A 20248-nucleotide genomic window follows, 5' to 3' on the forward strand; every position below is an offset into this window, starting at 1 on the left:
TCCTGGTTATTGCTTCTCAATATGCGCCTTTTGCGCAACCGTTGCCCATTGCGCGGTTTCGCGCTGGATCAGCTGCGCGAACGCGGGGCTGTCCAGGTTGCCCGGCTGCGACCCCATCTGCGCAAGGAAGGTCTTCATGTCGGGCGCCTGGAGCGCCTTCTGGATTTCCGTTTGCAGGCGCGTAATGACATCGTTCGGCGTGCCCTTCGGCGCGGCAAGGCCTGACCAGTTGAACAGGCTGAAGCTGGGTACACCAGCCTCAGCGAATGTAGGGACGCTCGGGAACACATCCACCCTGGTCTTGCCACTGATGCCCAGCAGGCGCATCTGATTACCCTTGACCGGCGCCAGCGCGGTCGGGGTCGACACGACCAGCAGATCCACGCTACCGGACAGCAGCCCGACCATGGCCTCGCCAGCCCCCTTGTACGGCACATGCATCAGCTTGATACCTGCGGCCTGTTGGAACGCCTCGGCAGAAAAATGCGGCGAACTACCGGGGCCGCCGGTGCCAAATGTCACCTCTCCGGGATGCGCCTTGGCATAGCTGACCAGCGAAGCCAGGTCCTTGAAGCGCGAATCGGCCTTGACGCCAAGCACCACCGGCGAAAATGCGAACGGCGCGATAGGGACCAGAGCGGTCTGATGGTCCCAGTTCAGCTTCTTGAAGACATAGGGGAGGGTAGTGTAGGAGTTGTCGTTCGCCAGAAGCGTGTAGCCATCGGCGGGTGCGTTCACGACCTGGGACGTGCCGATCGTGCCGGACGCGCCCGGCTTGTTCTCCACGACGAAGCTCTGCCCCGTCTGCACGGAGAGCTTCTGCGCAACCTTGCGCGTCACGACGTCGACGGCGCCGCCGGGAGGGTTCGGCACGATGATGCGGACCGGTTTGTCCGGGTACGCCGCCACAGCGGACAGGCTGACAAGCAGCGTCGTTGCTGCCACCAGGCAGCCAATGGTTCGATAAAACACCTTTGTCTCCTTGTGCTGCGGGCGAGACCTGACTGTCCGTCGGCTCCTCCCGCGACACTTCTGTTCTAGTTGATGATGCAGCCGTGCGTCGGTCAGGCCGGCGTAGCCACGCCTTGCAGCACCGCCAGGACGTTCTTTGCCGCCCCAACGCCCATGTTCACGTACGCCGCGTTGCTGACGCCGCCGATGTGCGGCGACAGGATCAGGTTGGGAATGTCGCGGAACGGATGCGGCACGGGCATCGGTTCCACGGCAAAGCTGTCCAGTCCAGCCGCATACAGTTTGCCGCTCTGCAGCGCTTCGGCCAATGCAGGCTCGTCGATGAGTCCGCCTCGCGCCGTATTGACCAGGATCGCGCCGTCCTTGAACGTCTCCAGCGTTTCGCGGTTCAACATGCCACGGTTCTCTTCCGTCAACGGGCAGTGCAGCGACACCACGTCCGATTCCCTGAACAACCGAGGCAGGTCGACAAGTGTTACGCCTTCCGGGACTGTCGCCGCATAAGGATCGAAAGCGGTGACATCCATGCCCATCGCCAAACCAACCACGGCGGCGCGGCGGCCGATCTCTCCGAGCCCCACGATACCGAGCGTGCAACCGTTCAGTTCGACGGCCTTGTAAGTCGCCTTGTCCCAATGACCCTGGCGCATGCGATCGTTGAGATGTGGAACCGCTTTGGCACACGCAAGGATCAGCGCCCACGCATGTTCAGCCACGGCGGCGGCATTGGCCCCGGCCGCGGCGGCCACCTTGATGCCGCGCGCCTGCGCAGCGGCTTTATCGATGGTGTCAGTTCCGGTGCCGTGTTTCGAAATCACTTTCAAGGCGGGTGCTGCGTCCATGACTTCAGCGGTCAAGCTGCCGTAGCGCACGATAATGCCGACCGGGTTGTGCTCCTTTGCCAGGGCTGCAATATCGGCGGTCTGGGGCGTTTTCCCCGCGAATACGATTTCATAGTCGCCCAGCAGCGCGAGGGCTTCCGGCGCGAGGTCGGCACCCGTGACGATAATGACTTGCTTGTTCGTCACAGTGCTTCTCCCTGCTTCAGGACGCCCGCCGTCACCAGCGATGCCAGCAGCCAGGGTGCGGTGGTATTGCCTTCCCTGATCTGGGCGATGCGCTTGGCTTCCGCCTCTTCCTTCTTTGCCGCCGCATCGAGCAAGGCTTCGATCTTCTCGCGCTCCACCACGACCAGGCCATCGGCGTCGCCGCAGATGTAGTCGCCAGGGTTCACCGTGACGCCACCAACAGAAATGGGGTGTCCAATGCGCCCGCCAACTTCCTTGGTGGGGCCGTTAGGGTTCGTACCCACCGAAAAGACCGGGAACTGCATTTCGTCGAGCTCGAGGCTGTCGCGGACCGCGCCGTCGATGACGACACCAGCAAGGCCGCGCTGGCGAGCGGCATGCATCATGATCGTTCCCATCAGCGCAGAGGTCTGGTCCCCTTTGCCGTCGACGACCAGAACATCGCCCGGCTGCGCCAGCGCCAGTGCTGCGTGGATCATCAGATTGTCACCGGGGCGAACCTCGACAGTGAAGGCGGGCCCGGCGACTTTCATGGTCGGGCGCAAGGCCCTGATCCGGCCATGCAAAGCGCCGCGGCGTCCGCCGACATCGGAGAGGATCGCCGGTTGGAACCTGGCAGCCCGCGCCACGATCTCGGCGGGCACGCGCTCAAACGATTTGATGATGTTGGGCAAGGTCATGATGGACTCCGGCAATATGAAATGGACAGGTAGATAAGGGCGTCAATCCAGCTTCGTGCCGGAGGTCTTGATGACCGATGCCCAGCGTCCGATGTCCTGCTTGATCAGCGCGCTGAACGCCTCAGGCGTGCCGGCCAGCACCGATGCGCCTTGTTCATTCAGCTTCTTGGCGAGCTCCGGGGATTTGAGCGCCTTGTTGAACTCGGTATTGAGGCGCACCACGATCTCCTTCGGTGTCGCGGCAGGCGCGACGAAGCCGAACCAGGTCGCGGTATCAAAGCCGGGATAGCCCAGCTCGGCGACTGTCGGCACCTGGGGCAGGTCTGGCAAACGCTTCGGCGACGTCACCGCGAGCGGCCGCAGCCTGTTGTTCTTGATATGCCCGAGCAACGTTGGCACGGATGCCATGTAGAGATCGACCTGGCCGCCCATCAGGTCGTTGACCGCCTGCGCTGCGCCCTTGTACGGCACATGGGTGAACTTCACCTTCGCGGTACCCTGAAGCAGCTCGCCGCCTAGGTGCGCCACCGTGCCGTTGCCCGGCGACGCGAAATTGATCGCTCCGGGCTTTGCCTTGGCAGCCTGAAGCGCGTCCTTCATCGTCTTGTAGGGCGAGTTGACATGCGTCACCAGGACGAGCGGCGCGGAGGCGACCAGACTGATAGGCGCCAGATCCTTCAATGGGTCATACGGCAGCCGTTCATACAGCGAGGGATTGATTGCAAGGTTGCTGGTCTGCCCCATGACGATGGTGTAGCCATCGGCCGGCGCCTTGGCTGCCGCGTCCACCCCGAGGTTGCCACCGGACCCTGGCTTGTTCTCCACCACAAAGACCCAGCCGGTCGACTTGGCCACCGTATTGGTGACTTCTCGCGCGATGATGTCCGTGCCGCCGCCGGCGGGAAAAGGCACGATGACGCGGATGGGCTTGGTGGGGTATTGCGGCGCGGCCTGGGTAGTGGCGGACGCCAGAACCAGACCTGCGGCAAGCATGAATATGCAGTGACGGGAAATTGCCTTCATTACTGTCTCCGAATCTCGGTTTCGTTGTGATTCGGATTGTGGTCGACCGTTTCACGGCATACAATGCCGTTTCATACCGTGCACCTCGTTTCATTCTATGAATGCGAATAGTGATCCAAAGGGCGCCTCAAAAGGCGACGATGGCGCCGGGGGCGTCATAGCGGTCACCCGCGCCCTGCGCGTGCTCGAGGCGTTCGGGGTGAACGACCCCCAGCTCTCACTTGCCGAACTGAGCCGGCGAACCGGCATCCACAAGACCACCGTGCTGCGGCTGGCGCGCACGCTGGCGGCGGACAACTACCTGGTGCAGAAGGAAGACGGCAGCTGGCGGCTCGGCCGCGCAGCAGGGTGGCTGGGCGCGTGCTACCAGGCAACCTTCAACGTTCAGGAAGTGGTGGAGCCAGTCCTGCGGGAGCTGACGATCAAGACCGGCGAAAGCGCTTCGTTCTACGTCCGGGAGGGACAACAGCGAACCTGCCTGGTCCGGGTCGAAGGACCGCAGGCCATCCGGCATCACGTCAGGATCGGGGCGGCCCTGCCGCTGGACAGCGGCTCGCCAGGCCGCGTCATTCTGGCGTTCTCGGGAGAGCCGGGCGAGCTTTATGAAATGATCCGCCGCCGTGGATTTCATCTGTCGCTCGGCGAGCGCGAGGCCGAAGTCTCCAGCGTGTCGGCACCGGTTTTCGGATTGCACTGGCGGCTGCTGGGCTCCATGTGCATTTCGGGACCGACCGCCCGGCTAAGCGAAGAGCGTTTGCTGGAGCTGGCGCAGACAGTCGTCGATGCCGCAAACAAACTTTCGTATGCCATGGCGGGAAGCCAACGGCCTGCGATGCCAATTGAAAGGCCGTCGACCTGGCACCCTTGATACTGCAGATGTGGGGCAAAGAGAGCCGATGGCAATCGTAGATGACCTCTGTCAGTCGCGAGCCGGTGGTCGCTTTTCGACCCTACACTGTCGTTGCGCGTGTCATCACCATGGACCGGAATTGGCCGGCAAGCGGTCATTCTGCGAAATGCACCCTCGATACTTCGACTCCGCCTATGGGGCGCGGCGATAAGGCACGATTACGCGCCATGGCAGGCATCGTAACCCCGCGAACCCTATCGGATTTTCCGGGCGAAGGAGCGTCTGATCGGCTACGCCCATTGAGGGAATATGATTATCCCTGAGAGCGCACGGTTGGATTTGCACTGATGGGCCGCTGAAACCGCCAGGTGAACATCAAGCGGAAACCACCATGCGATCAACCATCGCCTCGCACAGGTGCATCAGCTTTTGCGTATCCAGAGTCTTGGTCTTCGCGGTAGCGTTGATGGAAAAGACCTGTGCGATGCCACGCATGCTGGCGACGATGAAAGTGGCCAGGCTGTCCAGGTCGGACTCGATGAAGCGGGTGCCCCGGGACTGTTCTGCCTCCAGGCACTCGCGCACGAAGGCGATCGTGGCATCGTTCATGCTCGCGACGTCTGCGGCGAACTCCTGATCCTGAAAGATGGCTTCCGACAACAGCGCCGAGAACACCTGGGTGTTGGAGTCCGGCTTGCTGAGGCTGCCGAAGTGCGCGCGTATGAAGCTGCGCAGGCGCTCGAGGCCGACCGTGTGCCCTTCCGCCTGCTGGAAACGCTTGGCGAAATCGGTGCGCAACTCGGTCAGCACGGCCAGTTGCAGGGCCTGCTTGTTGCCGTACAGGTGAACGACGAGACCTTTGCTGACGCCCGCGGTCTCGGCCACCTCGGCAATCGTCATACCGCCTACACCCTTGGCGCGCATGACCGTCATGGCGGCATTGATCAAGGCCAGCTCCGACGTGGCGCGCCGCTCCTCCTGGGTGCGACGGGTTCGTCGGGCGGTATGGGGTGTCATGGCAGTCATAGTTAAGCAAATTCAGGCGTTTTGTGAACGGAGCAGATTCTCCAGATTATCGGGCGTGAGAGCCAGAGTGCTCAGGATTTCGCGCGTGTGGGTGCCGACGGGCGCGATGTCCCGCATCTCCGGCGGCGTGGCCGAGAACCGCGGCGCGGGGGCGGCCTGCAGCACGCCGCCACGCGTGACATAGCTCTGCCGCGCTGCCATGTGGGGGTGGCAGGCGGCCTCGTGCGGCGCCAGCACGGGCGCCCAGCAGGCATCACTGCCACCCAGGCAAGCCTCCCATTCGGCGCGTGTACGCGAGCGCATGAGTGCGGCCATGGCTTGCCTGAGTTCGGGCCACAGGCCGGGGTCGTTCTGGCCGCGGACAAAGCGCGCGTCGCCGTCCAGCCCCAGGCGCGCGAGCAACTCGGCATAGAACTTGGGTTCGAGCGGCGCAAAGTTGATCCAGCCGCCATCCTGGCACTGGTAGCTTTGCGCCGCCCAGTGCGAACTGTCAAAAGCCTGCGTGCCGCGTTCGAAGCCGCCGCCGCGCCGCTGGATGGCGCCCAGCATCAGGTTCAGCATGTGGGCCGCGCCATCGACGATGGCGGCATCGACGACCTGCCCTTGCCCCGTGCTGCGCGCATGCTGCAGCGCGGCCAGCAGCCCTACCGCCAGATACAGCGCGCCGCCGGCCACATCGCCGAGTACGGTGGACGGCGCCATCGGCGGTTCACCGGCCGGCCCGGCAAACCACAGGGCGCCGCTGAGGGCGGTGTAGTTGCTGTCATGGCCGGCGCGCGGCGCCCACGGCCCTTGCTGGCCCCAGCCTGTCATGCGGCCGTACACCAGAGCAGGCCGCCGCTGCAGGCACACCTCCGGCCCCAGGCCCAGGCGCTCCATCACACCCGGGCGCATGCCTTCGATCAGCAGGTCGGCGCCCTCGCACAGGCGCAGCACGGCCTCCACGGCGGCAGGGTCCTTGAGGTTCAGCACCATCGATTGCTTGCCGCGGCTGGTGATGGCATGAGGCCGTTCCGGCGCGGCCAGGCGCTCCGGCGGCTCGACGGCAATGACGGTCGCCCCCAGGTCCGCCAGCAGCATGCCGCAGAACGGACCGGGTCCGATGCCGCTGATTTCGATCACTTTGACGCCTGCGAGTGGGCCCAAGCTGCTGCTCCTTGTTGAGGTGGATGAGTGGAAATGCAGGACCTGCGGAAAACCCTATTTGCTAAATCATACAAACTTACCGACCATATGGTAAGTAAGTTGAGGAAAAAACATGAAGACAGACGAGACAACTTCCCGGATAGAAAAGCCCAGCCTCTGTGGTTGGGACGCCCATCAGACTCCTTTTCTCAAAGGAGTCCGCTGCACAGCGTGCAATGAAGTGGCGTTCCCACCGCAGCACTACGGCTGTGAGTGCTGCGGCAGCGCCGAACTGGCCGATATCGAACTGGCCGCGCAAGGGGTGGTGCTCGGCAGCAGCCAGGTCCACATCCATGCCCAGCCGGAGCCTGCAGTGCCATTCACGGTGGCCGAGGTCCGGCTCGACGCCGGCCCGGTGGTGCGCGCCCTGCTGGACGTGGGGCACGAGGCGGGCGACTGGCACGGCCGGCGCGTCCATGGCGTGCTGCGTCAGCGCGGGCAAGACCCCGCGGTTCTGGAATTCCGATTCGGGGTGACGGCATGAAGCGAACACTGAAGGACCTGCGGCCGGTCTACGTCGTAGGCATAGGCTGGCATCGCTACCAGGATCCGTCGGATACGTCGTACGTGACGCTGGGCCTGACCGCCGCGCGCCAGGCGCTGGCCGACGCGGGCGTGTCCATCGCCGGCGTGGACACCGCCTATGTTGCCCGGGCGCTGCTGGGCATGGCCTGCGGGCGGCCCATCCTGCGCCACCTTGGGGCGACGGGGCTGCCTATCGCCCATGTCGAAAACGCCTCGGCGTCCGGTTCGACGGCGTTCCGCAATGCCTGCATCGAAGTGGCCAGCGGCCTTGCCGATACCGCGCTGGTGCTGGGCGTGGACAAGCGCGCGCCGGTGGTACGCGGCGAGACGCAGGCTGGCATCGAGCAACTGGCCAGCGAGTACATCGCGCCGTTCACACACTTTGCGCTGCTGGCAGACAAGTACGTGCATCGCTCCGGGGCCGACATGCGCGACATCGCGCTGGCCGCGGTGAAGAACCACAACAACGGCGCGCTCAACCCGAACGCCCAGCGCCAGAAGCCGCGCACGCTCGAGGAGGTACTGGGAGGGCGCAAGGTGTCTGGCGAGCTCACGGTGCTGCAATGCACGCCGGTCGGCGAGGGCGCGGCGGCCGTGGTGCTGATGTCCGAAGATGCAATCAAGGCGCACGGCATCGATCCCGGCCGCGCGGTGCGGGTGCTGTCGTCGGCCGCCCGGAGCCAGGCTGTTTACAAGGACGCTACAGCGTTCGACGAAATGCTCACGCAGGCCACTTGCCAGCAGGCGCTGAAGGAGGCCGGCGTAGCGCCCACGGCAGTTGATGTGGTCGAGCTGCACGACGCCTTCGCGATCGAGGAAGTGCTTTACCTCGAGGCCATGGGCCTGTGCAAGCCGGGCCAGGCCATACCGGCCTTGAAGGCGGGCGAGTTCCACATCGGCGGGAGGGTCGCAGTGAGCCCATCGGGCGGGCTCATTGCCATGGGGCATCCGATCGGTCCGACTGGCGTGGGTCAGATCGCCGAAATCACGCTGCAACTCCGCGGCGAGGCCGGGCAGCGGCAGCAGCCCCGGGCGCGCACGGGGCTGGCGCACATGGTAGGCGTGGGCGCCGTCTGCTACGCGCACGTGCTGGGCATCTGAACCGCGAATTTCAAACAGGAGACATGCACATGATCGACTACATGGTCGAATTCGACGAGGACACGCGTGCCATTGTGGACCTTACACGCAAGCTGGTGCACAAGCACCAGATGCCACTGGAGGCCAGGAAGCTGCAGGGCGGCGAAATTACCCCGCAGGATCTGCTGCCCGGTACCAGGGCCGCCAAGGAAGTGGGCCTGTGGGGCCTGACGCTGCCCGAGACGCTGGGCGGCGCCAGACTGACGGTAACGCAGCAACTGGCGGTCATCGAGGAGAACTACCAATGCCTGGTGCCCCTGCGTTTCGGCGGGCAGGTGCCGCCCTTCCTTTTCAACGCCACGGGCTTGCAGAAGGAGCGCTACCTCGATCCCTGCCTGGACGACCGGCTGCGGTACGCGTTCGCACAGACCGAGCCTTCGGGCGGGGCCGATCCCGGCAATGCGATCCAGACCAAAGCCGTTAAACGGGGCGACAAGTGGGTGATCAACGGCACCAAGGTCTTCATCTCCAGCGTCGGCCCCGCCGAGGTGATCTTCGTCGTGGCCGTGACCGATCAGGAAAAGCGCCAGCACGGCGGCATCTCCATGTTCGCGGTGGACAAGTCCAACCCTGGCCTGAACGTGTCGCGCGACATCCAGACGCTGGACGGCATGATCACCAACGAGCTGATCTTCGACAACTGCGAAGTGCCCGAGGACGCAATGATCGGCGCCAGCGGCGAAGGCTTTCGCAACGCCCAGATCATCTTGTCGCAGGCCCGCTTCGGCGTGGGCGCTCGCGCCCTGGGCATCGCCATGCGTACGCTGGAAATGATGACCGACTACGCCAAGCAGCGCGTGACCTTCGGCTCGGCCCTGTCGCAGAAGCAGGCGGTGCAGGCCATGGTCGTGGATTCGTGGATCGACATCAACCAGTGCCGCCTGATGATGTACGCCGCCGCCAGGAAGGCCGATGCCGGCCACGATACGCGCGTCGAGGCCAGCCTGATCAAGATGCAGGCTACCGAGGTGGTCGGCCGCGTGCTCGACCGTGGTGTCCAGATCTTCGGCGCGGCCGGGGTGTCGCTGGATAACCCCATTGCGCACTGGTATCGCTCGCAGCGTCCTGCCCGCATCTATGAAGGCCCGACCGAGGTGCACAAGTACCACGTGCTGGCCCGCCACCTGTTTCGCTGAAGGATGGACACCCCGATGACAACCGCACCAAACTTGCCTGAACACTGGGCGCAGGTCCAGCCCGACAGGCCCGCCGTGGTCGCCGCAGACCAGACCCTGACCTGGCGCGAGCTCAACACGCTGGCCGACAACATCGCCAACCAGCTCGCCCGGCGCGGCGTCGGCGCCGGCGACATCGTGGCGCTGCGCATGCAGACCACGTCGCAATGGGTGGCCTTGATGCTGGCGCTGTCCAAGCTCAAGGCCCGGCTGCTGGGCATCAACTGGCGCCTGGTCGCCGACGAGGTCGCCTATGTGCTGGAGAATGCCGGCGCCAGCATGCTGATCCTGGATGACGAGCAGCCGCAGGCGTTCATGGACAAGATCTCCGTGCTGCCGCCGGATGCCATGATTCCGGTGTCCACGACCGGCGCGGCAAGCCAATGGAACGTGCTGACCCAGCCCGGCGGAGTGCCGCTCGCCATGGACGAACTGTGCGAGCAGATCATCTACACCTCGGGTACCACGGGCAGGCCCAAGGGTGTGGCGCGCCATCTGCGGCCCGAGCCGGGCAATGAGTGCCTGAACCGCTACCTCGAAGCCCAGGGCGGGGCGTACAAGCGATACCAGGCGGCCGACGTGGTGCTGGTGTCCATGCCGCTGCATCACGGCTCAGGCCCTTCGCAGGTGCGCGCGGCGATGGCGCACGGCTCCATGCTGGTCCTGCAGAACCGCTTCGATGCCGCGCATTGGTTCGACCTCGCCGAGAAGCACGGCGTCACGCACTGGACCGGCGTGCCTACCATGTACAAGCGGCTCAAGAGCTACCAGGAGACCTCGGGCCGCCAGGTGCCGCGCCTCAAGAGCATGGGCATTGGCGCCGCGCCGGTACCCATGGCGATCAAGCAGTGGGTCCACGAGCAGTTCGGGCCGGTGCTGCATGAGGGCTACGGCTCCACCGAGACCGGCATGGTCGCCGGCATGAAGGCAGAAGACCACTTCCGAAAACCCGGCTCCAGCGGCCTGCCCTATGACGGCGTGGAAGTGGAGATCCGCGACGAGGACGGCAAGCCCTGCGCTTGCGGCACCGTCGGCGAGATCTGGGTCAATACCCCGGCCGTGATCAGGAACTATCTCAACGCGCCGCCGCTGGATGAAGACACGCTCGATGCGCGCGGTTTCTTCCGCACGGGCGACATGGGCAAACTCGATGCGGACGGCTATCTCTACATCACCGACCGCGCCAAGGACATGATTATCTCGGGCGGGGTCAACATCTATCCCGCGGAAATCGAGGCGGCGTTCTACCAGCACCCCGGCTTGCTCGACATCGCGGTGGTCGGCCTGCCTGACGAAGAATTCGGCGAGAAGGTGGTGGCCTACTACGAATCCAGGAACGGCCGGCCCATTGCCGGCGATGAACTGGCCGCGCTGGGGCAAGCGCAGCTGGCATCGTACAAGCGGCCGCGTTATTTCGTGCATGTCGCCGAACTGCCGCGCAATGCCGTCGGCAAGATCCTGAAGCGCGAGCTTCGCCAACCTCATTGGAACAACCAGGAGCGCAACGTATGACTTTGAACCTGACCGACCTCAACGGAAAGATCGCGGCCGTCACCGGTGCCGGCCAGGGTGTGGGCCGCGAGGTGGCCCTGCACTTCGCCAGGAGCGGCGCCGGGGCCGTCATCGTCAACGACTTCTATGCCGAGCGGGCCCAGGCAGTGGTAGAGGAAATCAGGGCACTGGGCGCGAAGGCCGTGGCCGCCGTATGCGACGTGACCGACCAGGCGCAGGTCAAGGCTGTGTTCGCGCAGGCCACGGATGAGGCCGGCGGCAGCATCGACATCCTGGTCAATAACGCCGGCAATTCGGGCGTCAACCCCGATCCCGAAGCGCGCAAGCATTTTTGGGAAGTCGGCGAGGCAGCCTGGGACAGCTTCATCCGCGTCAATTTCTACGGTGTCATCAACTGCACGGCGGCGGTGGTGCCTGGCATGATCGAAAAGAACGCCGGCCGGATCATCACCATCATCTCCGACGCCGGCCGTGTGGGCGAACCCAACCTGGAAATCTATTCCGGCGCCAAGGCCGGGGCCGCCGGCTTCATGCGCGGCGCGGCCAGAGCGCTGGGGCGCTACAACATCACCGCCAATTGCGTCGCCATCTCCGCCACGGCAACGCCGGCGATCGCGGCGCGCCTGGAGGCCGATCCCGACAGGAAAAAGAAGATGCTTTCGAACTACGTGATCCGCCGCGTGGGGCAGCCTGAGGACGTGGCCAACATGGTGTTGTTCCTGGCATCGGGATCGAGCTCGTGGATCACGGGCCAGACCTATCCGGTCAACGGCGGGTTCTCGTTCAACCTGTGAGGAGCGCACCATGACCACCGAGCAAGCTGCAATGCTGGAGAAGAAGGAGGGGGTGGCAGTCATCACCCTGAACCGGCCCGAAGTCAAGAATTGCTGCAACAACGCGATGGCGATCGCGCTGCAGGACATCATGGACGATATTGACGAGGACAAGAACTGCTTCGTTGCCGTCATCCATGGCGCCGGCGGCAATTTCTCTACCGGCGCCGACCTGAAGGAAGCGGCCAGCGGCGCCAAGCGCACCAGGCTGCGCCGCGGCGGCTTTGGCTGCTTCATGCAGCCGCTGCGCAAGCCGCTGATCGCCGCCGTCGAGGGCTATGCCGTGGGCGGCGGCTTCGAGCTGTGCCTGACCTGCGACATGGTGGTGGCCGCCGCCAACGCCAAGTTCGGCCTGCCCGAGGTCCGGCACAACCTGGTCGCGGTCGGCGGCGGGCTGTTCCGCCTGCCCAAGAAGATTCCCTACAACATCGCGTTCGAGATGGCCCTGACCGGCAAGATCTACGACGCCGATTTCCTGCGGCCCTATGGCATCCTGAACCGGGTGGTCGAGCCGGGCGCGACCCTGGAAAACGCCATGGCACTGGCCCGCTCGCTGCTGGTGAACGGCCCGACGGCGCTGGCCGCGTCCAAGCGCATCATGTCCAAGGCCTTCGAATGGCAGGAACTGGAAGCCTGGGAAAACCAGATGCCGATTGCGCAGGTCGCGCTCAACTCAAAGGACCGGGTGGAAGGGCTCAACGCCTTCGCGGCCAAGCGCGCGCCGGTCTGGTCCGGCGAGTAGCGCCAGGAAGCCGGGAATAAGGAGGAGACAACTATGCAAAGACGAAGCTTTCTGCTGGGCTCCGCAGCGGCGGCCACGGCATGGGCAGCGCATTCGCCACTGCTTGCGCAGGACAAGACCCCGATCAGCATCATCATGCCGTTGGGCGGCGGCACAGGCGCCGACACCAGCACGCGTATCCTTGCCGATGTGCTGTCCCGCGAACTGCAGCGCACGGTGATCGTCGAGAACAAGCCAGGCGCCGACACCATGATCGCCACGCAATACGTGCTGAACGGACCGGCCGACGGAACGCGCGTACTGATGCTCTCGCCCAGCAACATGGTGATTGTTCCGCTGGTCAACAAGAGCCTGCGCTTCAATCCCGAAACCCAACTGCAGCCCGTCATCACCTCGGTGCGCGGCGGTGCCGCCCTGGTCGTGAAAGCGGGCAGGCACAAGTCGCTGGCCGAGTTCGTCGCCTACGCCAAAGCCAACCCGGGCAAGGCATCGCTGGCCACCTACAGCGGGCATTACTACAAGCTGCTGGCGCTGATGATCCAGCGCGACCTCGGCATACAGCTCAACAACGTGCAATACAAGGCCCCGGCGCCCGCGCTCAACGACGTGGTCGGCGGCAATGTCGACGCAATGATCATCGACGCCGGCGCCGCGCGCGAATTCTTCCGCGCCGGCAAGATCCACCTGCTGGCCTTGACGCACGAGCGCAGACCGCCAGCCTTCCAGGATGTGCCAACCTTCAGCGAGCTCGGCTATGCCGATTCGACGGCTTACGTCTGGATCGGCTACGGGGTCAAGGCCGGTACGCCACCCGAGATGGTGCAGCGCCTGTACAAGGGATTCTCGGCCGCGCTCAAGTCCAAGGAGTATCTGGCCTACGTGGAGCAATCCAGCGCCGGCTCCGAGACAGTAGATCTGGACCCCGAGAAGACCAGGCTCTATGCGCAGGAGGAGCGCAAGCGCTTTGCCCGTCTGATCGAAAAGACCGGCTATACAAACTAATGGGACTGACAGATTGACATGGCTTGGGCCACCGCATGATGTGCGGATGCCCAGGCATCTGATGGAGAGGATTGCATGAGCTTGCCTTCATCGCTGGCATCGCGCCTGCGCCTGCCGCTGATTGCCGCGCCAATGCTGCGTGTGTCCGGCCCGGATCTGGTGGCCGCCGCATGCCGCAGCGGCGTCATCGGCGCGTTTCCCACGGTCAACGCCCGCGGTGCCGAGCAGTTGGACGCCTGGCTTGCCCAGATCAAGGCCCGGTGCGCCGAGGCGCCCGGCCCGGTCGCGCCGGTCTGCCCCAACATCATCATGCGGCGCCAGGCCACGCTGGATGAGGACCTGCGGGTCCTTGTCCGCCACCGGGTGGAAATGGTCATCGCCAGCGTAGGCTCGCCCGAAGCCGTTATCCAGCCGCTGCACGATATCGGCTGCCTGGTGTTCGCCGACGTGGCATCGATCCGCCATGCCGAGAAGGCGCTGGCGGCGGGTGCCGATGGTCTGATCCTGCTCACGGCCGGGGCCGGCGGGCAGACCGGCTGGGCCAACCCCTTTGCCTTCGTACGTGCCGTACGCCGGATGTTCGACGGCCCCATCGTGCTGTCGGGCGGCATGTCCGACGGTGCCGCGCTGTGGGCGGCCCGCACGCTGGGCTGCGATCTGGGCATGATGGGCACGCGCTTCATCGCCACGCCGGAAAGCCTGGGCGCCGACCACTACAAGGCCATGCTGGTGGACAGCCGGCTCGACGACGTGTTGCTGACCCAGGCCTTCACGGGACTGGATACCAACATGCTGCGACCCTCCATCGTGGCGGCGGGGCTGGACCCGCAGACCCTGCAGGGCAAGGTGTCTCCCGAGCGTGCCCGCGAACTCTTCAGCGAGCATGGCCGGGAGGCGCACGGCCCTAAGCGCTGGGTCGACATCTGGAGCGCCGGGCACAGCGTTTCGGGGGTGGATGGGGTGCTTCCCGTGGATGAACTGGTTGATGTGCTGGCTGGGGAGTACGCACGCGCGCGAGCGGAGACGGCGCGGCTGATGCAGCATTGACGAGGGCTTCAGCTTGGCAGTATACGGACGGCATTCCAGCTTGCAGCTCCCCCGAGCTGCCGTGCTAGCGGTCCATACCGCCAGCACGGTTTTCAGCAGCGCATGCCGGTCAATGCCCTTGCTCGATATTGAGGATTTTCCCCAAGCCCAGAAAATAGTTCGCAAAGGCAAGCACGCTAGCCGTCACGGCAATATAGACGACTGACAGCGCGGCCAGCGTCGGATCGGCAAACTCCCGGACATAGTTGTACATGGAAACGGGCAGGGTCTGCGTGTCTTGCGTTGTGACGAAAAGCGATGCGGTGAATTCACTGAACGACATGATCGCTGCAAACAACCAGCCGCCAAACAGCCCCGGCGCGAGCAGCGGAATCGTAATCGTGAAAAGCACCTTCAGCGGCGACGCACCGAGGCTTGCTGCCGCCTGTTCCAGCTTTGCGTCCAGGTTTTCCATCGAAACATAGACGCTCTTCAGCACGAACGGCAGCACCAGCATCACGTGACACAGGATGACGACGTCATATGAGCGGTGTATGGAGGCCTGTGACACCAGGATGAGCAGGCCCAGCCCCAGCGTGAAGTGCGGCACCACGAGCGGAGAATGCAGGATGGCCAGCAGCGTCTGCTTGCCGGGGAATTCCAGCCGTTTGACGGCAATCGACAGGCAGGTCCCGATCACCAGCGCAATGAACGAGGACCATCCGGTGATGACGAGGCTGGCACGGAATCCATCCTGGAAATCCGGATAACTGAAGACGCGTGCAAACCATGTCAGCGAATAGGATTCAGGCGGGAAAGTGATGATCGCCTTTTCGTTGAAGGCGGCGATGGTCACCACCACCACCGGCAGCAGCACGAATGCAAGCAGGATGGCGACGAGCAGCGGGCCCGCGACACGCAGCGGCAAAGGCAGAGCGCTTTTGATTCTCATTTTAGTGGCCTCCAACGGCTTTCAGTCGCTTGGTGAACAGCCCCAGGGAAAAGAGCGCTGCGGCCGTGAGCAGCAAGCCCATCACACTCAGGCTGGCCGCCAGCGGGAAGTTCATGGAAGCAAAGCCAAGCTGGTACACCAGCGTCGAGACCGTCGGCACGCGGCCTCCGCCAATCATCTGAGGCGTCGCAAAGGCGCTGAAGGTCCAGGCGAACGCAGTTGTGATGCCAGCCAGGATACCCGGCATCGAAAGCGGAAGCGTGACCGTGAGGAAGGTCCTGACCGGGCCGGCACCCAGGCTCTGGGCGGCTTTTTCGTAGTCGCGGTCGATATGCGAAATTGCCGTGGCTAGCATCAGGACCACGACGGGAATCGTTACGTGCACCAGCGCGACCAGCACGCCCAGGTGTGTGAACATGAGTTCCAGTGGCCAGTCGATCAGGCCGAGCTTTCGCAGCGTGCCATTGATGAAGCCATTGCTGCCCAGGACGGCGATCCAGGAGTAGGTCCGGACGATTTCCCCCAGAAACAGGGGCGTGATGGACACCACGAGAATGAAGGACTTGAGCGCCCGGCTCCTGACGCGCACCAGGGCATAGGCCAGCGGGTACGCAACCAGCAGCGAAAACACGGTCGTCTCCACGCTCAGCCACAAGGTGTTGGAGAACGCGTCGAGATAAATCGACTTGGTCAGGTCGCTGAAGTTGGCGAACGTGAATCCGCCGACATCCAGGGAGCCGGGCACATACGCCCGGAAGCTGAACTGCAGGACCGCAATCAACGATACTGCGATGCACAGCGCGACAAGTACTGCCGGGGAGACCAACCAGGCTCGTGAATCGGGGCGCATTCTTAAACCTTATTCCAGATGCTCAATCGGCGAGGGAGGATCGGCGCGGCGCATGGCCGCGGCGACCCTCCCTCCATACTCTTACTGTCGGGTTCAGTTCATGACGTTTTCAGTGAACCACTTGCGCCATTCCGCAGTCTTCTCGGCGCGCAGCTTGTGGTCCACCAGGATGGCCTTGTCCCACTGCTCCTTCGTTGTGAACACGCCGGGCAGCTTGGCGTCTTCAGGCGAAACCTTGGCGTCGTCGACGACGGGGCTGGCCTTCTTCAAGGCCACGATCTTCGACTGGACTTCCGGGGACAAGGCGATGTTCATGAACTTGTAAGCCAGATCGGCCTTGGTGGAGCCCTTCGTGATGGCCATGGTATCGATGCCGAGCACCGCGCCTTCCTTGGGCGTGACCAACTTGACGGGAACGCCCTGGCTGATCATGTGATAGGCGTTGATCGACAGGATGACCTGCACGGGCGTTTCGCCGGTGGCGATCAACTGCTGCGCATTGGCGTCATTGGTATAGAACGCCTTGAAGTTGGGCTTGAGCGCCTTGAGCTTGTCCTGCCCCTTTTCCCAGCTTTGCGCATCGCCACCCGACAGCATGGCCGAAACCGCGACCACATGGCTCGGATCGAAGTCGGGCACGCCTATCTTGCCTTTCAGGGCCGGGCTCCACAGGTCGTTCCAGCTCTCGAACTTGACGCTGGGCGGCACCAGGTCGGCGCGATAACCGATGGTGTAGACATAGGCCCAGCTGCCGATGTGATACGGGCTGATCCTGGCGCGCTCGACCAGATGCTTGTAATTCGGAATCTTGCTCGTATCCAGCTTTTCAAACAGATTGCCGTTGGCGTAGAGCCAGCCGACGTGGGAAGTCGTGAAGGTAACGTCGCTCTCGGGCTTGGAGGCAAGCTTCGCCTTGTTCAGGCGGTCGATGGTTCCGCCCGTGATGTACTTGACCGGCACCCCGGTTTGCCGCGTGAATTCCTTGCCGATGCTTTCATCGATGAGGTCGCGGAAACTGCCGCCCCAGGTGCTCACCACCAAGGCTTCCTGGGCCCATGCCGCGGTACTGCCAAGCGTGGCGGAGAGCGCGCAAAGTGCCAAAAGCTTGCGAATCGTCATTTACTAACCCCCAATCGAAAAGATAAACATCTGATAGAACTGGAAATACGCTGGAACGTGCCACCGGGCAATGCAATCACAAGAAGAGATGCGTTGCTGACGCAATCACGTTGACGCAATGACTTCGAATTACGGAGCCTATGATGTGAAAGTCGTACCAGGCGGCCAAGTCGGCTTTTTCGTAGGGGTGCCTCACATTTCCCGATGGGGTTGTGGATGGTTCCGCCGTCTGGAGCAGGTTAGCGGCCGTGTGAGGTTCGGTGGTATTCGGAAATTCCTAAACGGCCGGCAGGAAAATACAAATGGCGCCGCCAGCGGCTGCACATGACCATGCAGTCGGGTGCATCGCCCCCAATCTCCCGCCACCTGCCGAATCGATCCGAATCGACCATGAAGCATACCCGCATCCGCACCTTCAACACCAAAGTCACCTACCCGGAACAGAACCTGGACAACGACCTTTGCCAGGCCGTTGTCGCGCGCGGCCGTACCGTTTTTCTGCGAGGGCAGATCGGCCAGAACCTCGACACCTCGGAGAGCGTGTGCATCGGGGACGTCGCCGGACAGGCGGAGCAGGCCATGGCCAATATCGCGATGCTGCTCAAGGAAGCCGGCGGCGAGCTCGAGGACATCTGCAAGATCACGATCTACATCATCGACCCGCGCTACCGCGAGGCGGTCTATCGCGTCGTGGGCCGCTGGCTGAAGGGTGTCTTCCCGGTCTCGACCGGCATCGTCGTATCGGCTCTGGCCCGCCCCGAGTGGCTGGTAGAGATCGACGCCACCGCTGTCATCCCCGACTGAGCTGCCATGACCTTCTCCATCATTGCACGGTGCCCCGCCACCGGCCAGTTCGGCGCTGCCGTGGCGTCCTCGTCACCGGCGGTTGCCTCGCGCTGCATCCGCGGCCGCAAAGGGGTCGGCGCCGCCGCGAGCCAGAACATTACCGACCCGGATCTGGGGCCCCTCGCGCTGGACCTGATGGCCAGCGGCCTGACGCCGGAACGCGCCCTCGCAGAGCTGCAGAAGCGCCCCCATATCGAGTATCGCCAGCTCATGGCCATCGACGCGCACAACCCGCCAGTGGTTTTCACCGGTGCCAAGGCGCTGGGCACCCTGGCAAGCGTGGTCGGCACCCATGCCGCATGCGCGGGCAACATGCTGGCGACGCGTGACGTGCCCCAGGCCATGCTGTCGGCCTTCGAGCAGACCGAAGGCGCGCTCGCAGAACGGCTGATGCAGGCCATGCTCGCCGGCCAGGCCGCCGGCGGCGAGGAGGGTCCGGTGCACTCGGCAGGCCTGCTGGTGTACGATGCGCAAAACTGGCCTGTCGTGGATCTGCGCCTGGACTGGGTAGAAAACGATCCGGTCGAGGCCCTCCATGCCGCCTGGGAGGTTTATGCGCCGCAGCTGAAGGACTATGTCAAGCGGGCGCTCGATCCCCGTGCAGCGCCCAGCTTTGGCGTTCCCGGAAACCTGTGACCAGTCCGACGCATCGAATGAAGCGTGACAGCGCCGGCCAGGCAGCCGGCACTCGAAAGGGCAAACCTTCTCCAGTACACTGGACCGTTCCCCTTTTCCTGATCTCGACATGCTCAATCGCATTTCCCTGCGCCAGATGGAGTATTTCGTCGCAACGGCGAAGCATGGCAGCATCGCCGCTGCGTCGACGCAAATCCATATCTCCTCTCCCTCGATCTCCGCAGCGATCGCCCATATCGAGGCCGAACTGGGCGTGCAGCTGTTCGTGCGCCATTCTTCCAAGGGCATTGGCCTGACCACCATCGGCAAGCTGGTCCTGCATCACTGCGAAGACATGCTCGGACGGTCGTCCCGACTCTATGAAATCGCCTCCGATTCGAGCGACGTCATCCAGGGCACCTTGCGGGTGGGAAGCTTCCAGTCGCTCACGGCAATGATTGCGCCCGAGGTTATCTTCGGCTTTTCGCGCGCCTTCAACAAAATCGAGCTGCAGATGGTCGAAGGCGATCAGGAAGTCTTGATGAACAAGCTCCATGCGCTTGAGATCGACGTGGCGATCACCTACGACCTGCACCTTGAGGACGACATCCAGTTCGAGAGCCTGGCGACAATGCCGCCCTATGTGCTGGTGAGCGAGGTCCATCCGCTGGCGCAGCAGAAAGTCGTCTCCTTCGAAGAGCTGGCGCCCGAACCCTACGTCCTGCTCGATATGCCGATGAGCCGGGACTATTTCACCTCCCTGTTTGAAAAGGCCGGCGTGACGCCGAACATCGCGGCGCGTTCGCAGTCCACGGAAGTGGTCCGGTCCATGGTCGCCAACGGCATTGGCTACGCACTCTTCAATGTGCGCCCCAAATCCGATCAGTCGCTCGATGGAAAGCGCATGGTGCGGGTCCGCCTTGCCGGTACCCATCGGCCCATGCTGCTCGGCCTGGCGACTTACAAGCCGATGAAACAGTCAAGATTGACGAGAATCTTCATGGAACGCTGCCGCGCTTATATCTCCGACCAATACATCCCCGGAATGAGCGCTCCAAGTTTCTTCGATCCCCATATAGCAGCGCCGCTGAAATCGGCGTCCTGAAGCGCCAGCCGCATCGGCCATGCCGTGTTTCGGCAATGCCCC

At 63.7% G+C, this 20248-nt stretch carries 21 protein-coding genes; 12 read left to right on the top strand and 9 right to left on the bottom strand.

Annotated elements, in window-relative coordinates; all coding sequences use genetic code 11:
- Positions 1–6: 6 nt before the first annotated feature.
- The 4 genes from AC3WLF_RS13290 to AC3WLF_RS13305 all read right to left on the bottom strand — a co-directional run bounded on the left by AC3WLF_RS13290 (position 7) and on the right by AC3WLF_RS13305 (position 3703).
- On the bottom strand, positions 7–972 hold the full coding sequence (locus AC3WLF_RS13290; protein ID WP_492318008.1) for a Bug family tripartite tricarboxylate transporter substrate binding protein: 966 nt from the start codon (positions 970–972) through the stop codon (positions 7–9).
- Positions 973–1064: 92 nt separating this feature from the next.
- Positions 1065–2000: a hydroxyacid dehydrogenase gene (locus AC3WLF_RS13295; RefSeq protein ID WP_492356345.1), complete on the bottom strand. Its 936-nt coding sequence runs from the start codon at positions 1998–2000 to the stop codon at positions 1065–1067.
- Positions 1997–2680, bottom strand: coding sequence for an RraA family protein (locus AC3WLF_RS13300; protein ID WP_010812580.1), 684 nt, complete (start codon positions 2678–2680; stop codon positions 1997–1999). The genes AC3WLF_RS13295 and AC3WLF_RS13300 overlap by 4 nt, the downstream gene beginning before the upstream one ends.
- Before the next feature lie 42 nt (positions 2681–2722).
- On the bottom strand, positions 2723–3703 hold the full coding sequence (locus AC3WLF_RS13305; RefSeq protein WP_492351506.1) for a Bug family tripartite tricarboxylate transporter substrate binding protein: 981 nt from the start codon (positions 3701–3703) through the stop codon (positions 2723–2725).
- Between the two features lie 97 nt (positions 3704–3800).
- Here AC3WLF_RS13305 and AC3WLF_RS13310 point away from each other — a divergent pair, with 97 nt between their 5' ends.
- The gene (locus tag AC3WLF_RS13310; protein WP_492358353.1) at positions 3801–4571 is read left to right on the top strand and encodes an IclR family transcriptional regulator; all 771 of its coding nucleotides are present in this window, start codon (positions 3801–3803) and stop codon (positions 4569–4571) included.
- Positions 4572–4928: 357 nt separating this feature from the next.
- On the opposite strand, the gene AC3WLF_RS13315 is transcribed toward AC3WLF_RS13310, so the two are convergent.
- Together AC3WLF_RS13315 and AC3WLF_RS13320 are read right to left on the bottom strand one after the other, a co-directional pair.
- Positions 4929–5570, bottom strand: a complete 642-nt coding sequence (locus AC3WLF_RS13315) for a TetR/AcrR family transcriptional regulator (RefSeq protein ID WP_492318004.1) — start codon at positions 5568–5570, stop codon at positions 4929–4931.
- Positions 5571–5591: 21 nt separating this feature from the next.
- Positions 5592–6725, bottom strand: coding sequence for a CaiB/BaiF CoA transferase family protein (locus AC3WLF_RS13320; RefSeq protein ID WP_492358354.1), 1134 nt, complete (start codon positions 6723–6725; stop codon positions 5592–5594).
- A gap of 112 nt (positions 6726–6837) precedes the next feature.
- On the opposite strand from AC3WLF_RS13320, the gene AC3WLF_RS13325 reads away from it, so the two are divergent.
- The 8 genes from AC3WLF_RS13325 to AC3WLF_RS13360 all read left to right on the top strand — a co-directional run bounded on the left by AC3WLF_RS13325 (position 6838) and on the right by AC3WLF_RS13360 (position 14740).
- Positions 6838–7248, top strand: coding sequence for a Zn-ribbon domain-containing OB-fold protein (locus AC3WLF_RS13325; protein ID WP_492358355.1), 411 nt, complete (start codon positions 6838–6840; stop codon positions 7246–7248).
- Positions 7245–8390, top strand: a complete 1146-nt coding sequence (locus AC3WLF_RS13330) for a thiolase family protein (protein ID WP_492358356.1) — start codon at positions 7245–7247, stop codon at positions 8388–8390. The genes AC3WLF_RS13325 and AC3WLF_RS13330 overlap by 4 nt, the downstream gene beginning before the upstream one ends.
- 29 nt (positions 8391–8419) lie before the next feature.
- Positions 8420–9565, top strand: a complete 1146-nt coding sequence (locus tag AC3WLF_RS13335) for an acyl-CoA dehydrogenase family protein (RefSeq protein WP_492318000.1) — start codon at positions 8420–8422, stop codon at positions 9563–9565.
- Between the two features lie 15 nt (positions 9566–9580).
- Positions 9581–11116: a class I adenylate-forming enzyme family protein gene (locus AC3WLF_RS13340; protein WP_492358357.1), complete on the top strand. Its 1536-nt coding sequence runs from the start codon at positions 9581–9583 to the stop codon at positions 11114–11116.
- Positions 11113–11910, top strand: coding sequence for an SDR family NAD(P)-dependent oxidoreductase (locus AC3WLF_RS13345; RefSeq protein WP_492317998.1), 798 nt, complete (start codon positions 11113–11115; stop codon positions 11908–11910). Before AC3WLF_RS13340 ends, AC3WLF_RS13345 begins: the two co-directional genes overlap by 4 nt.
- Positions 11911–11920: 10 nt before the next feature.
- Positions 11921–12691, top strand: a complete 771-nt coding sequence (locus tag AC3WLF_RS13350; protein ID WP_492358358.1) for a crotonase/enoyl-CoA hydratase family protein — start codon at positions 11921–11923, stop codon at positions 12689–12691.
- 33 nt (positions 12692–12724) lie between these two features.
- A complete protein-coding gene (locus AC3WLF_RS13355; RefSeq protein ID WP_492317996.1) occupies positions 12725–13693 on the top strand; it encodes a Bug family tripartite tricarboxylate transporter substrate binding protein in 969 nt (322 codons plus the stop codon).
- A 75-nt stretch (positions 13694–13768) separates the two neighbouring features.
- Positions 13769–14740: an NAD(P)H-dependent flavin oxidoreductase gene (locus AC3WLF_RS13360; RefSeq protein WP_492317995.1), complete on the top strand. Its 972-nt coding sequence runs from the start codon at positions 13769–13771 to the stop codon at positions 14738–14740.
- Between the two features lie 109 nt (positions 14741–14849).
- Here the strand turns inward: AC3WLF_RS13360 and AC3WLF_RS13365 are convergent, their stop codons facing one another.
- From AC3WLF_RS13365 to AC3WLF_RS13375, 3 genes are all read right to left on the bottom strand, one after another.
- Complete coding sequence (locus tag AC3WLF_RS13365; protein WP_492317994.1) at positions 14850–15671, bottom strand: ABC transporter permease; 822 nt, start codon at positions 15669–15671, stop codon at positions 14850–14852.
- A gap of 1 nt (position 15672) precedes the next feature.
- Positions 15673–16521, bottom strand: coding sequence for an ABC transporter permease (locus tag AC3WLF_RS13370; RefSeq protein WP_026163914.1), 849 nt, complete (start codon positions 16519–16521; stop codon positions 15673–15675).
- A 93-nt stretch (positions 16522–16614) separates the two neighbouring features.
- Positions 16615–17640, bottom strand: a complete 1026-nt coding sequence (locus tag AC3WLF_RS13375; protein WP_354681836.1) for an ABC transporter substrate-binding protein — start codon at positions 17638–17640, stop codon at positions 16615–16617.
- Positions 17641–18030: 390 nt separating this feature from the next.
- Between AC3WLF_RS13375 and AC3WLF_RS13380 the strand changes: the two genes are divergently transcribed.
- The 3 genes from AC3WLF_RS13380 (at position 18031) to AC3WLF_RS13390 (ending at position 20206) form a co-directional block, all read left to right on the top strand.
- Complete coding sequence (locus AC3WLF_RS13380; RefSeq protein ID WP_010812548.1) at positions 18031–18444, top strand: RidA family protein; 414 nt, start codon at positions 18031–18033, stop codon at positions 18442–18444.
- 6 nt (positions 18445–18450) lie between these two features.
- Entirely contained in the window at positions 18451–19122 is a 672-nt protein-coding gene (locus AC3WLF_RS13385) for a DUF1028 domain-containing protein (RefSeq protein WP_492358359.1), read from the top strand.
- A gap of 109 nt (positions 19123–19231) precedes the next feature.
- Positions 19232–20206, top strand: coding sequence for a LysR family transcriptional regulator (locus AC3WLF_RS13390; RefSeq protein WP_354681834.1), 975 nt, complete (start codon positions 19232–19234; stop codon positions 20204–20206).
- Positions 20207–20248: the final 42 nt, after the last annotated feature.

The organism is Cupriavidus sp. FW306-01-F10A (assembly GCF_058782785.1).

What these genes read in the sequence shown, in the direction of transcription:
- AC3WLF_RS13350 (WP_492358358.1), top strand. Translation starts at nt 11,921, where the DNA reads ATGACCACCGAGCAAGCTGCAATGCTGGAGAAGAAGGAGGGGGTGGCA.
- AC3WLF_RS13360 (WP_492317995.1), top strand. Translation starts at nt 13,769, where the DNA reads ATGAGCTTGCCTTCATCGCTGGCATCGCGCCTGCGCCTGCCGCTGATT.
- AC3WLF_RS13340 (WP_492358357.1), top strand. Translation starts at nt 9,581, where the DNA reads ATGACAACCGCACCAAACTTGCCTGAACACTGGGCGCAGGTCCAGCCC.
- AC3WLF_RS13355 (WP_492317996.1), top strand. Translation starts at nt 12,725, where the DNA reads ATGCAAAGACGAAGCTTTCTGCTGGGCTCCGCAGCGGCGGCCACGGCA.
- AC3WLF_RS13325 (WP_492358355.1), top strand. Translation starts at nt 6,838, where the DNA reads ATGAAGACAGACGAGACAACTTCCCGGATAGAAAAGCCCAGCCTCTGT.
- AC3WLF_RS13310 (WP_492358353.1), top strand. Translation starts at nt 3,801, where the DNA reads ATGAATGCGAATAGTGATCCAAAGGGCGCCTCAAAAGGCGACGATGGC.
- AC3WLF_RS13315 (WP_492318004.1), bottom strand. Translation starts at nt 5,570, where the DNA reads ATGACACCCCATACCGCCCGACGAACCCGTCGCACCCAGGAGGAGCGG.
- AC3WLF_RS13370 (WP_026163914.1), bottom strand. Translation starts at nt 16,521, where the DNA reads ATGCGCCCCGATTCACGAGCCTGGTTGGTCTCCCCGGCAGTACTTGTC.
- AC3WLF_RS13335 (WP_492318000.1), top strand. Translation starts at nt 8,420, where the DNA reads ATGATCGACTACATGGTCGAATTCGACGAGGACACGCGTGCCATTGTG.
- AC3WLF_RS13375 (WP_354681836.1), bottom strand. Translation starts at nt 17,640, where the DNA reads ATGACGATTCGCAAGCTTTTGGCACTTTGCGCGCTCTCCGCCACGCTT.
- AC3WLF_RS13380 (WP_010812548.1), top strand. Translation starts at nt 18,031, where the DNA reads ATGAAGCATACCCGCATCCGCACCTTCAACACCAAAGTCACCTACCCG.
- AC3WLF_RS13345 (WP_492317998.1), top strand. Translation starts at nt 11,113, where the DNA reads ATGACTTTGAACCTGACCGACCTCAACGGAAAGATCGCGGCCGTCACC.
- AC3WLF_RS13330 (WP_492358356.1), top strand. Translation starts at nt 7,245, where the DNA reads ATGAAGCGAACACTGAAGGACCTGCGGCCGGTCTACGTCGTAGGCATA.
- AC3WLF_RS13390 (WP_354681834.1), top strand. Translation starts at nt 19,232, where the DNA reads ATGCTCAATCGCATTTCCCTGCGCCAGATGGAGTATTTCGTCGCAACG.
- AC3WLF_RS13365 (WP_492317994.1), bottom strand. Translation starts at nt 15,671, where the DNA reads ATGAGAATCAAAAGCGCTCTGCCTTTGCCGCTGCGTGTCGCGGGCCCG.
- AC3WLF_RS13300 (WP_010812580.1), bottom strand. Translation starts at nt 2,680, where the DNA reads ATGACCTTGCCCAACATCATCAAATCGTTTGAGCGCGTGCCCGCCGAG.
- AC3WLF_RS13305 (WP_492351506.1), bottom strand. Translation starts at nt 3,703, where the DNA reads ATGAAGGCAATTTCCCGTCACTGCATATTCATGCTTGCCGCAGGTCTG.
- AC3WLF_RS13385 (WP_492358359.1), top strand. Translation starts at nt 18,451, where the DNA reads ATGACCTTCTCCATCATTGCACGGTGCCCCGCCACCGGCCAGTTCGGC.